Here is a 12,016-nt window from a genome sequence, read left to right as displayed (position 1 = left end):
TGAGGCTGTGTCTCAGAAATTAAACAAAATCAAGGCTACGCCTTGTGAAGTAACTTTTGGGAATTAGCAAATTAGAAAATGAGAGAATGAGGAAATGGGGAGGGTTGAGAAATTCGGAAGGAAACGGAAAAGTTCGGAAGAAGGTTAAGAGGGATTTTGGTGAAAAAAGGGTGTAAGGAGGGTGGGGTTAGATTATAGAGAGCTTATAGGAAGCTTATACGAATCTTGGACGATTGGTATAGGAAGGGTATATAAGTAGTTGATTCATACTGTGATACAACAACGCAAAAAATGTTAAAAACGGGGTTTCGAGGCGAAAGAAAGAGAATCCTCACCCCGTTCACATACTCTCCTATTCGGAGACTTCTCCCAAGGAGAGGGGGAATGTGGTGACGGGGAAGGGGAAGAAAAATTAGAGAATTAGCAAATTTGGAAATGAGAAAACTACTCTACATAATATGGGCGTTATTTCCTGCGTTGCTCTCAGCGCAGGACTGGGCGTATCTATCCAAAATCACCACCCACAACGGATTGGTAAGCAATGAGGTTACCAGTATGTTGCAGGACTCAAAAGGCTTTATATGGATAGGCACTGATGACGGTTTGCACAAGTTCGACGGCTATGATATCACTGTGTATAAACACAATAGCACCCAGAAGAACAGCCTTGCAGGGAACTCTATCAGGTGTTTGTTTGAAGACAGTCAGCATAACCTTTGGATTGGCTTAAAAGGCGAAGGACTCAGTAAACTGAACCTGCGCACGGGTATCTTCACCACCTACAAACATCAAAAAGGGAGTAATAGCCTCAGCTATAACGATGTAGCAGGCATAGTAGAGGACGAAGCGGGTATGATTTGGATAGCCGTAGACCGTGGCGGACTGGATATGCTCAACCCCAAAACAGGAGTTTTCACTCATTACGACATCCGAGAAAAAGGCACTTCCCAACCCCTGAACAACGCCCTTACGGGTATGGTAGCGACCAATGGCACGCTCATACTCAGTTCGTGGGGTGGTGGGGTGTACCGTTTTAACCGCAAGGAAAAACAATTTGAGCTACACCCTTATTGGCATACAAACGACACTGATGAGAAGGTATGCAAGCACATTTTCAACCTCTACAAAGACCCAGAAGGCACTGTTTGGGTATCATCAGCTCACGGTGGTTTGTATAGCTTAAATGAAAAAACAAAAAACTACCAACGTTATGCGGTGTGTGGCGCAACCCATTGCACGCATAATGTGAACGTGCTTTCGGTCGCCGATGACGGTCAGCACAACATTTGGATAGAGACCAACGAGGGCATCAAACTCCTCAACAAAAACACTCACTCCATTACCGACTTGCAAAACCCGCAACTCGCTAATGAAAGTGTGAATCACATCTACCGAGATAAAAGCCAACTGATGTGGGTGAGTACCGCCTCAGGGATTTACTATTTTAGTCCTACCCCTTCCCAATTCAAATGGGTGAGGTACAAGAATTTTCTTTCGGAAAAACAAGTGCGCGCTATCTTTAAGGACAGCAAAGGCAACCTCTGGTTAGGTGGCTTAAACCATATTGATAAACTCAACCCCGACAGAAAGACACTCACCGCTTTTAGCAACCAGTCCTACAACCCTAATACCCAGCTCTATCAGGCTTTTTGTGAAGATGCCGAAGGCAATATTTGGATAGGCAACTACGCCAATTACCTCATTAAGTACAACCCTTCGTCCAACAGTTTTAGTCAAGTACCCATTCCAGTGCCTACCGGTACGAACTACACCTACCGCAACGTCTATCAAATTACCAAAGATTGGGATCATTCCTTTTGGCTTGCTACCGAGTTGGGGGCTGTCAACTACCAGCCCGCTACGGGTGTTTTTACCCCGCTATTCGAAAGCAAGAACATTATCTACCCCGAAGATAAAACCCACGTAATTCACCGCGACCAAGACCTTCTTTTGTGGGTAGGCACCGAAAAAGGCTTGCGTTGTTACACCCGCGACCTAAAACTCAAACAGACCTATACAGCCCTAAAAAACAACACACACACCCTGAGCAATGACTTTATTACGGCTATCCACGAGAGCAAGGACGGCACCTTGTGGATAGGCACCAAAGGAGGGCTACACAAGTTCGACAAGAAAACCGAACGCTTTGAGCTCATTTGCCGTAAAGGCACCGACTATGGCGACCCTATTTTCGGTTTGGCAGAAGACAACAGTGGCAATCTGTGGATGAGTACCCCTTCGGCAGTACTGAAATACAGCCCAAAAAGCCAGCAGTTTCAAGTGTTCAACGAGTACGACGGATTGCAAAATTCGGGCTTTCAATTAGGGGCTTTTGCACAAGCCAAAGACGGCGAGCTACTCATTGGAGGAAAGGACGGTTTTAATACTTTCTATCCTCAACAGCTTACCCTTAACCAAACCCAACCCAAAGTAGTAATTTCCGATTTTCAAATATTCAACAAATCGGTACGACCAGAAGAAGGCGGGGTGCTCACCGAGGTGATAGATGAGACCCAAAGCATTCACCTGAAACATTGGCAATCAGTAATATCGTTCCGTTTTTCGGCATTAAACTACCGCGCCTCTTTCAAAAACCAATACGCCTATATGCTCGAAGGTTTCGACAGCGATTGGATTTACGACACTTCCGAGCGCATCGCTACCTATACAAACCTCAACCCAGGTACTTACATTTTCAAAGTAAAAGCCACTAACAACGACGGGGTATGGAGCGAAAAACCTACTACAATTAAGATAGTAGTAGCCCCTCCGCTTTGGCGTACAACTTGGGCTTATATCCTCTATGCCTTGCTGGGGGTAGGCTTACTCGTGCTTATCGTCAAGTATTACACCATCAAGGAAAGAGACAAGCAAAACCTGCGTATCTCGCAATTGGAAGCACAGCGTATGTACGAAATCAACGAGATGAAAACCAACTTTTTCTCTAATATCTCTCACGAGTTCAAAACACCGCTTTCACTTATTGTAGGTCCGCTGAACCAAATGGTAGATGATGAGAACTCTCCTAAGGAATACAAAGATAAGTATACAATGATGTTGCGCAACGCCCAAAAACTGATGCGCCTCATCAACCAATTACTTGATTTTAGAAAGTTAGAAAAAAACAAATTAGAGCTGAATTTGCAATACGACGATGTGGTGAAATTTGTGAAAGGAGTGAGTGAAACCTTTGCTTATCTGGCTTTAGAAAAACAAATACAATACACCATAAAAAGTACAATGACCAGCTTGTGGATGCCTTTTGATGCCGATAAATTAGACAAAATTCTCTACAATCTCATCGGAAATGCCTTCCAATACACCCCCGAAAAAGGTGCAATCACCGTACTCATTGCCACTGTGGTGCAAAATCAGCAGAAGTTTTTGCAAATAAAGATAGCCGATACAGGCATTGGCATCTCCAAAGAAGAACAAAAACAGCTCTTTACCGCTTTCTTGCAATTCAAACGTCAAAAAGAACTCCACAACGAGGGGGCTGGCTTAGGGCTCGCCTTTACCAAAGACCTCGTCGACCTACACCAAGGACATATAGAGGTAGAAAGTGAAGAAAAACAAGGGGCTACCTTCACGGTATTGTTGCCTATTTTAGATGTGCCACAACTCCACGACGAGGCGTCTATCACCTTGCAACAGATAGACACTACCCAAGCGGTAAAAGAAATAGCTCCACAAGAAAATGCAACCGACAAGGAAGAGACTATTTTGGTAGTGGAAGACAACGACGATATGCGCGATTATATACAGCACATTCTCAACGAGCATTTCCACGTACTCTTGGCACGCGACGGCGAAGAGGGCTTAGAATTGGCAATTGCCCATATCCCCGACCTTATCGTATCGGATATTATGATGCCTAAACGCGATGGCATTTCAATGGTAAAAAAACTGCGCGCCAACGAAAAAACAAACCATATTCCTATCATTTTGCTCACCGCCTTAGACAAGGAATCGCAAGTGGTAGAGGGGTACAGTTTGGGAGTGGAAGACTATATTACCAAACCTTTTTCGGCTAAAATCCTCAGCAAGCGCATCGAAAATATACTGCTTTCGCGCAAGAAGCTGTGGGAACAGTACAGCTCTTCATCTGACCTGAATGTGTACCGCGAAAAACTCATTGGGCAACCTTGGAAAAAAGAGTTTGTAGATAAAGTGAACAACATTGTAATGGAACACCTCAGCGACCCCGAGTTTGGTATCGATGCCCTCGCCGATGCCCTAAATATGAGCACTAACCAACTCTTTAAAAAGGTAAAAGCCATTATGAACACCACCCCTTACAACGTGATTGTACAAATACGTATGACCGCCGCTGCCCAACTGATGAAGCAAGGCAATTTGAACATCTCGGAAGTAGCCTATAAGGTGGGTTACCAAGAGCTATCGAATTTCAGTCGCTCGTTTAAGAAGTTCTACAATGTCTCACCGAGAGAGTATTTGAAAGGGGAAAGTGAAATGTGAAGCGTATAAGCTAATTTGATAAGTTTTATAAAAGAAAAGATAAGTGGATAAATGCTTTATCACCTTACCTTTGCAGCACAAAATGTACCACCAAAAAAGTATTTGTATGTTTTTAAGAAGTTATATATGGCTTTTATGCCTTGGGATTGCCTCCATCACTACCACTGTGAAAGCGCAACCCTATGTATCACCCATTGGTGCACAGGTGTTCATAGAGTCTGGTCAAACCGATGAGGAGATAAATACTTGGTTCAAACTCCTCAGCGAGCACCAAATGAACTGTTGCCGCATTCGTATGTTCGAAAACTATATGAAGCGCCCCGACGGTACTTGGGATTTCTCTCTTTTTGACAAGGCTTTTAAAGCAGCAGAGCGGTACAATGTGAAGATTGTAGGCACGCTCTTTCCCGCTGCCCCCGACAATTCGTTAGGAGGCTTTAAGCACCCTTATTCGCAATCGCATCTACAAGAAATTGCTACGTATATCAAGCAAGTAGTAACCCATTTCAAAACCTCTCCTGCCCTCTATGGTTGGGTGCTGATGAACGAACCTGGCACTGGGGGTTGGGTGCCTAACGATGCTTTTGCCAATGCTCAAAAAAGTGAATGGCTCAAAACACTACAACCTACTACTTACAACAGCAAAGGCTACCCACAAATAGTAGATTTCACCCCTCAACAGTTCTTGCTACACTACAACACTTGGTACCTGCAATGGATTGCCAACGAGGTGAAAAAGTACGACCCTAATGCCTATCTGCACGTCAATTCTCACCAAATATTTAGCAATATTGCCGAATACAACTTCCCTGCTTGGCGCAACTTCCTCAGTTCGTTAGGCGCTTCCGCTCACCCCAGTTGGCATTACACTATGTTTCACAGAAATCAGTACGCTACAGCTTTGGGGGCAAATTGTGCTATCATACGTTCGGGAGCAGGCGAATTGCCCTTTTGGGTAACCGAATTGCAAGGAGGCAACAACACTTTCAGCGGTTATAAAGCCTTCTGTCCTACCAAAGAAGAAATCACCCAATGGCTGTGGACGAGCATTGGCAACGGAGCTGAACACATCTTGTTTTGGTGCTTAAACCCACGTGCTGTAGGCGATGAAGCAGGTGAATGGGCGCTCGTAGATTTCCAAAACCAACCTACCGACCGACTCATTGCTGCCTCCGAAGTTGCCAAAACACTCCGAAAAATCAACAATAGCAAATTTAAACCCGTAGTAGCCAACATTCATATCCTCTATACCCGCGAAACACTTTGGGTAGAAAAGAAAGCGCAACTAAATGATAATACCAACAATGATTACGAGGGCAGAAACACGGGAGGCGCTATGAAATCGGCGTTTGCAATGTACGAAACTCTACTTGAAAACGGTATCAATAGTCAGTTTCAGTGCTTTGATGAGTTCAACTGGAACAAACCCTCTTACAAAGGCGAAACGATTATTTTATCAGGACAAATAAGCCTCCCATCGCGTTATTGGGAACCCCTGCGCAACTTTGTACGCAATGGTGGCAAACTGATAATGGAAGGACTCAGCGGGTTCTACGACGAAAATATGTTTGCCCTACATCACACAGGATTTCCGCTACAAGATGTATTGGGAGGAGCTCTGAAAGAAGTAAAATGCCTCCCTACCGATTTCAGTGTAAATTACCAAAACGCACCCCTGCCCGCCCATCTTTGGAAAGGAAGTATCTACAATACTCAAGGACAAATAGTTGCCCAAGAGGGGAATAGTGTGTTGGCAACGCGACATCGCTTTACGAGGGGAGAGACCTTTTGGTTTCCATCACTATTGGGGTTGGGCGCTTTGCGCAGTGGCAAAGGGGAAGCGCTTTCGCATTTGCTACTCGCCGAAGCGCAAGCTACAGTCCCTTTTCAGTTTGAAACTTACCAAAAAGGAGTGCAAATGTATACAATGCAAAAAGGCAATCAATATCTTACGATACTCATTAACAAACGCCCACAAGCTACCTCAGTGGCATTGCGTTGCCCCAAAGGAGTAAATCCTTCGGTCGTTTTTGCGGATAAGGGAGGAAGTGCAACAGCTAACACCGCACGCCTATCCTCTGAAGAAACGTTGGTGATTCTTTGGAAATAGATACAAATTAATATTGATGTTTTTTCCTAAAAAAGCTGTACGAGTATAGTTACATCGTACAGCTTTTTTGTTATTCAAGATTTTCTTTGATATCGATAAGCATTTGCTTTACACGCTCTAACTTTGTAACCACATCAAGGTTTGTAAGAGGTTTCTGCTTGTCTTCTTTAAGACGTTGACGCGCCCCTTCAAGGGTGTAGCCTTGTTCTTTTACCAAATGATAGATGAGCTGGAGTTTCTTAACATCATCAGGAGAGAATTTCCTGCTTCCCGAAGTCGTTTTTCTCGGGCTGATAATAGAAAATTCCTTTTCCCAAAAGCGAATAAGAGAAGCATTCACATTGAAAGCCTTTGCTATTTCTCCTATGGTGTAATATAGTTTATCGGGTAATACAATATCCATTTCTCTAAGAAATTATCAGTTATCAGTTACATTCACACAGCCCCAGCCGTCATATTCTCCTTCAAAAGAAGAAGCGAGCTCTATCAGTTCCCATACGATATTGTTGATATCTAACGGACTGTCCTCACGTGTGGCTTCGACGGTGTAAGGAAAAGTATGTCCTTCGGATTTTCGTTCCTCTACTGTTTTTTCATCACTCAAACGCACTTCATAGCCTTTTTCGGCTACTTTCTCGGCAAAACCTTGTTGTTGTGCCTCACTTTTGAAGTAGATAAAATGGTCGATTTCACGAGGTACTTCCAGCTTATCCCGTTTCTTCTCAAGTTGCATTAGCACTTTTCTGTTCTGCATCGTTTGATAAGAAAACTCATCAGGATAAAGGAAGTCGAAATAATCTTCCCATTGGGCATCTTCAGCGGTATTATATCCCGATTTATAACCCTCAAAAGCTTGTAACGCTTCTTCGCAAGTCTGTGCTAAAACTTCCGCATTATTACAGTAAAACCAAAGCTCTAAAAAGCCTTCGGATTTTACCACACCTGCCAATACTGCTCCTGTGGCTTCGGCTTTCTCGTTTATGGCATCTTCTATATCACAGAGTATAGGATACTCCTCCTTTGAAGGAAATCCATCAGGAGTAGGGTTTTGCATTTTTATATAAAACTGTAAACGTTGCGATAAGCCCTCGAGAGGAGCAACCTCAAACAAGGCTAAATTGGTGCGTATAGAAGCTGGGACGCCTTCGATATGGCACATAAAGAAGTCCCAATTCTGGGGAAGATTATGGTGAGTCATATGAGTTTAATTAACAAAATACTATTTCCAATCATCTTAGTCAAGCGATTGATTTTCTTGGGTAGAAACGTGTAGCATCTCGGTGTATTCGCTCGGGGTGAGGTTGCCATAATAGAAGTGTATCGGGTTGATGTGTTCGCCGTTCTTTATCACTTCGTAGTGCAGGTGTGGAGCTTCCGAGCGACCGGTACTTCCTACCCTTCCTATGAGGTCGCCACGTTTGACGTGTTGTCCTGCACGCACATTGTAAGCCGAAAGGTGTCCGTAGAGAGTTACATAGCCATAACCGTGGTCGATGCGAATGTGGTTACCATAACCTGAGGCATTGCTATCGGCACGTGCTACTACTCCATCGCCCGCAGCATATACAGGAGTGCCTTGGGGCGCAGTGAAGTCCATACCATAATGGAACTTACGCGCTTTGGTAAAAGGGTCGATACGCCAACCATATCCCGATGCCATATGCTTTAAATCTTTATTATTAATAGGCTGAATGGCAGGAATGGAAGACAAGAATTTTTCCTTTGCCTTAGAAAGTTTAGCAATCTCATCTAACGATTTCGACTGTACGACCAACTGTTTTCGCAATATATCTAAGCGTTTGTTTGTATTGGCAACAAGTTTGGAGTTTCCGTATTTTTCGAGGTTTTTATAGCGGTTAGGGTCTTTGAGGCTTTTGCGAACACTATCGGGGATAATAGGAGCATTGAAGTAAAGGCGGTACATATTATTATCGCGTTCTTCAAGGTCGGCAAGCACATCTTCCGCCAATTCCATCTTTTTATTCAGGATTTGGTAGTTGGTTTCATAGGTTTTAATCTCGCGTGCCAATACCACCTCGCGAGGGGTGAAAAACAAGCGCGAGTTAATCATTATAAAAGAGAATAAAATCCCGAAGAGTGCAGCAGCTGTAAGAAAAATTAAAGCATTGCGCACCTTTGTACGCTTTCGGGAGAGGATGCGTTTATACGAGAGCGTATCGGGGTCGTAATAATATTTTACCTTTTTCATACGGGCAAAAGTATAAAAAAAATATGATATTTGCTGTTTTATGACAAAAAAAATGTAATTTTGCTCCGCATTTGCTAATCTGCTAATTTACAAATTTGCTAATTATATTATGGGTTTTTCAGAAATTATATTCATACTTTTTATGGTTTTAATGCTTTTTGGGGCTGATAAGCTCCCAAGTATTGCGCGGGGTTTAGGAAAGGCAATGCGCCAACTGCGCGATGCTACCGATGAGATTAAAACTGAAATACAACGCGGTGCTGAAAAGGCAGGTGTAGATACTAAAATTGTAGAAGAGACTCAAAAAGAAATTGAAAAAATGAAAGATTCGATAGGAAAATTGGAAAATTAGCAAATTAGAGAATGAGAAAATGAGAGAATGAGAAAATGAGAGAATGAGTGGGGTTGTGAAGTTTACCCTAAAAAATCCTCCCCTTGCAGTACAACTGCAAGGGGAGGATTTTTTAATGGTTAATGATTAATTAGTTATATAAATTAGGATATAAAGATATTTTTTATTATCTTTGCCCCGAAGTCAATTAAAAATGAACAATTATAGGCTACTTTGTTTGACTTATCCGACTCGTCTGATAATAAATTATAAACAACATTAAATAATAATAATTATATGAAAAAACTAATTTTTTCGGCATTCATTGCCACAGCATTATTCGTTTCCTCTTGTGGGAAAGACGACGACAACGGCGGAGGTAGCACTTCGCTCAATGGGGATTGGTATGGATATGTTCTTTACGCCGATGAAAATAATAAAGGAATGCGATGGAGTATTCCTAATACTTGCTCTGAGCAAAGCTATTGGTCAATAGCTGATAAAAAAATAAAGCTGGAATCGTATTTGTTAGATAATAACAATAACTGCCAATATAACCCTATCTATTATGATTATACCTCCTCCAACGGTACTTTTCATATGACCATTTCCAACGATTCTCCAACTGGAAAAAAAGGGAATACCTCTTCTGTTAAATACGAGATGAAAGATAAAGAACTCATCTTGCGTTATTATGATGGGATAAATGATATAATAACTGTCCGCCACAAAAAAGGTGTAGATTACAGCCACCTCGACCCACTTACAGGTCGTTGGCTAATGACCAAATACGTAGTGGGACAACAAGAATTAATTGTAAAGGACGGCAAATGCTTATACGGCGAAATAGTAGCCCACTCTTTGGGAGCTACCCTATACCTTAATTATCCAGAGAATGGGCAATGTAATAAAACAATAAACAGCTACAAATGGGTAAAAGAAGGGGGTAAGTACTACAACGTAAGCAACCCCGCAGAAAAGGAGTTGTGGGACATCAATTTCTCCAACAACAACCACTATATGACTTTTGCCGTAGATACCAATAACGGACGTGTAGTAATGCACTTTACCAAAGTAAAATAGTTACGAATGACGAATTACAAATTACGAGAGACGAATTACGAAATAGTTACTTTACTTAAGAAAACTCCCTTGCAGCTGATGTTGCAAGGGAGTTTTTCTGTTAAAATAAGGGTTGTTGTTTTGAACTTCTAAAATATTGAATCTCTATAAAATCTTCTTTCCCATTATTCTTAACCTCAAAATATATAAAATACCTACCTTTTAAAATAGGTCTTACATAAAGGTTTAATGTTTTGTTATATCTACCCAAATAGAGTGTATTATTAGAAAGTTCAAGCATTAATCTTTCTGTTTCTAATAATATTTTATCTGAAAACAAATAGCTCCCATTGTGTATATCCCAAAACTCAAGAGTTTCTTTGAAGCTTTCTTTAGCTTTATCAGTCCAAACTATTTCCATTTTCTTTCTCTTAACTCTCGAATCTCTTTAAAAACATCGTCATTGCTTGTAACCATACCGAGGTTTCCTTGCTCTTTTGAGAGCGCAATGGCTTTGAGGTCTTCAGGAGTAAGAATATCAAAAGCATCTTCTTCTCTTTCAAAGTTGATTTCGGTAGCTGAAATGCCTTTTAAAAACCTTTCTAAGTATGGAATATCATATTCTTGTACTGTTGCTTGTAATCTTACTGTACCCATAATTCTTATATTTTCGGCAAAAATAAAAAATAATTAGGAATTTAGCAAATTGGGAAATTAGCTAATGAGCAAATTGCAACCTCTGATATCGGCGTTGTCGAAGCGTCCTAATACTTCAAAAGTACCGTCGGGGTGTAGCTTTCCTAAATCTTGGGTAGCGATAAAACTACACGATTCTCTATTAGCCAAATCGATGATATTGAGTCCGCCGGTTTTGCCCGTAGGCAGATAGCTCAGCGCATCATTCGTATCGCGTATAAGGACTTTTAGCCAAGGTACACACTTATAAATACCCTTACCAGCAGAATAGGCTTGCGAGAGCAGTTCGGTCATTCCGTATTCGGAGTGAATCTTTTCGACACCAAAACCTTTACAGAGGAGCGCGTGCAATTCTTCGCGCACGAGTTCTTTGCGACGACCTTTCATACCCCCTGTTTCCATTACAATCGTATTTTTTAAGGAGAAAGTATGTTTTTCAACAAGGTCGAGTAAGGCAAACGACACTCCTATGAGCAACACTTTTTTACCCGAAGCATCAAGGGTTTGTAAGCGTTGGGCTAAGAGGTCGTATTCATTGAGGTAAAAACCACTGTACTCACTACCCGAACGCTCAATAAGGTCGACTACCATAGTGATGAGGGAAGAGCCGGTGCGTTCTAAATACGAGGGAAGAAGGGCTAATACCACATAATTGCGGATATCGCCATAGAAGTATGCAAATCCTTTGCGAAAGCTCTCTTCGTAAATACTGAGGTCTTTCACATAATGTCGGGAGGTTTGTGCGCCTGTGGTGCCACTGCTGGTGAATATCTGCTGAGGTGTGGTATGACCGCAGTACACTTTTTCAGTTTTAAAACATTCGATGGGAAGAAAAGGTATTTTTTCAAGTGTGTTTACCTCATTAGGAAGGCAGTTCAATAGGGTACAAAAGCGATGGTATACCTCGTTATTTTCGTATTGATACCGAAAAGTATCCAAGGCAACAGCTGTAAAATCTATGTTTGCTGATAGTTGAATTTTGTCGTTCGTTAAAGTGAAGTATCGCTTGGGCTATAGAAATTAATCAAAAATTAAGTTTTTGCCTGATTGATAGACTTTATCAAAGGCTTAGCTCTTTGACAAAGTGTATATCGCAAATTTTATTGATTATCCAATTTATATTTATCGA

The 12,016-nt window shown here is 41.8% G+C and carries 10 protein-coding genes; 4 read left to right on the top strand and 6 right to left on the bottom strand.

What is annotated here, in order from left to right; genetic code table 11:
* The first annotated feature begins 435 nt into the window (after positions 1-435).
* Both HW279_RS04570 and HW279_RS04565 read left to right on the top strand, forming a co-directional pair.
* Positions 436-4,479: a two-component regulator propeller domain-containing protein gene (locus tag HW279_RS04570; RefSeq protein ID WP_178958141.1), complete on the top strand. Its 4,044-nt coding sequence runs from the start codon at positions 436-438 to the stop codon at positions 4,477-4,479.
* A gap of 43 nt (positions 4,480-4,522) precedes the next feature.
* Entirely contained in the window at positions 4,523-6,589 is a 2,067-nt protein-coding gene (locus HW279_RS04565; RefSeq protein WP_178958140.1) for a beta-galactosidase, read from the top strand.
* 70 nt (positions 6,590-6,659) lie between these two features.
* Here HW279_RS04565 and HW279_RS04560 read toward each other — a convergent pair whose 3' ends face one another.
* The 3 genes from HW279_RS04560 to HW279_RS04550 are packed head-to-tail and all read right to left on the bottom strand — an operon-like array spanning position 6,660 to position 8,798.
* Complete coding sequence (locus tag HW279_RS04560; protein ID WP_178958139.1) at positions 6,660-6,992, bottom strand: MerR family transcriptional regulator; 333 nt, start codon at positions 6,990-6,992, stop codon at positions 6,660-6,662.
* Positions 6,993-7,007: 15 nt separating this feature from the next.
* On the bottom strand, positions 7,008-7,787 hold the full coding sequence (locus HW279_RS04555; RefSeq protein ID WP_178958138.1) for a DUF695 domain-containing protein: 780 nt from the start codon (positions 7,785-7,787) through the stop codon (positions 7,008-7,010).
* Positions 7,788-7,823: 36 nt separating this feature from the next.
* Positions 7,824-8,798, bottom strand: coding sequence for a M23 family metallopeptidase (locus HW279_RS04550; protein WP_002675822.1), 975 nt, complete (start codon positions 8,796-8,798; stop codon positions 7,824-7,826).
* A gap of 109 nt (positions 8,799-8,907) precedes the next feature.
* On the opposite strand from HW279_RS04550, the gene HW279_RS04545 reads away from it, so the two are divergent.
* Together HW279_RS04545 and HW279_RS04540 are read left to right on the top strand one after the other, a co-directional pair.
* Positions 8,908-9,150: a twin-arginine translocase TatA/TatE family subunit gene (locus HW279_RS04545; RefSeq protein ID WP_178958137.1), complete on the top strand. Its 243-nt coding sequence runs from the start codon at positions 8,908-8,910 to the stop codon at positions 9,148-9,150.
* A 276-nt stretch (positions 9,151-9,426) separates the two neighbouring features.
* A complete protein-coding gene (locus HW279_RS04540) occupies positions 9,427-10,212 on the top strand; it encodes a lipocalin family protein (RefSeq protein WP_178958136.1) in 786 nt (261 codons plus the stop codon).
* A gap of 100 nt (positions 10,213-10,312) precedes the next feature.
* On the opposite strand, the gene HW279_RS04535 is transcribed toward HW279_RS04540, so the two are convergent.
* Genes HW279_RS04535 through HW279_RS04525 form a run of 3 tightly spaced genes read right to left on the bottom strand, consistent with a single transcriptional unit; the run spans position 10,313 to position 11,865 of the window.
* The gene (locus HW279_RS04535) at positions 10,313-10,612 is read right to left on the bottom strand and encodes a type II toxin-antitoxin system RelE/ParE family toxin (RefSeq protein WP_178958135.1); all 300 of its coding nucleotides are present in this window, start codon (positions 10,610-10,612) and stop codon (positions 10,313-10,315) included.
* Complete coding sequence (locus tag HW279_RS04530) at positions 10,603-10,848, bottom strand: hypothetical protein (protein ID WP_009410999.1); 246 nt, start codon at positions 10,846-10,848, stop codon at positions 10,603-10,605. Before HW279_RS04530 ends, HW279_RS04535 begins: the two co-directional genes overlap by 10 nt.
* Before the next feature lie 57 nt (positions 10,849-10,905).
* On the bottom strand, positions 10,906-11,865 hold the full coding sequence (locus tag HW279_RS04525; protein WP_317165733.1) for an acyl transferase: 960 nt from the start codon (positions 11,863-11,865) through the stop codon (positions 10,906-10,908).
* Positions 11,866-12,016: the final 151 nt, after the last annotated feature.

The sequence above is a fragment of the Capnocytophaga sp. oral taxon 903 genome (assembly GCF_013394785.1).
Classification (GTDB): domain Bacteria; phylum Bacteroidota; class Bacteroidia; order Flavobacteriales; family Flavobacteriaceae; genus Capnocytophaga; species Capnocytophaga ochracea.
The sequence above is the reverse complement of the archived record's forward strand: the minus strand, read 5'-3'. Positions and strand labels throughout refer to the sequence as shown.

Coding starts and splice junctions, on each gene's coding strand:
- HW279_RS04570 (WP_178958141.1), top strand. CDS start 436: ATGAGAAAACTACTCTACATAATATGGGCGTTATTTCCTGCGTTGCTC.
- HW279_RS04560 (WP_178958139.1), bottom strand. CDS start 6,992: ATGGATATTGTATTACCCGATAAACTATATTACACCATAGGAGAAATA.
- HW279_RS04555 (WP_178958138.1), bottom strand. CDS start 7,787: ATGACTCACCATAATCTTCCCCAGAATTGGGACTTCTTTATGTGCCAT.
- HW279_RS04550 (WP_002675822.1), bottom strand. CDS start 8,798: ATGAAAAAGGTAAAATATTATTACGACCCCGATACGCTCTCGTATAAA.
- HW279_RS04545 (WP_178958137.1), top strand. CDS start 8,908: ATGGGTTTTTCAGAAATTATATTCATACTTTTTATGGTTTTAATGCTT.
- HW279_RS04540 (WP_178958136.1), top strand. CDS start 9,427: ATGAAAAAACTAATTTTTTCGGCATTCATTGCCACAGCATTATTCGTT.
- HW279_RS04535 (WP_178958135.1), bottom strand. CDS start 10,612: ATGGAAATAGTTTGGACTGATAAAGCTAAAGAAAGCTTCAAAGAAACT.
- HW279_RS04530 (WP_009410999.1), bottom strand. CDS start 10,848: ATGGGTACAGTAAGATTACAAGCAACAGTACAAGAATATGATATTCCA.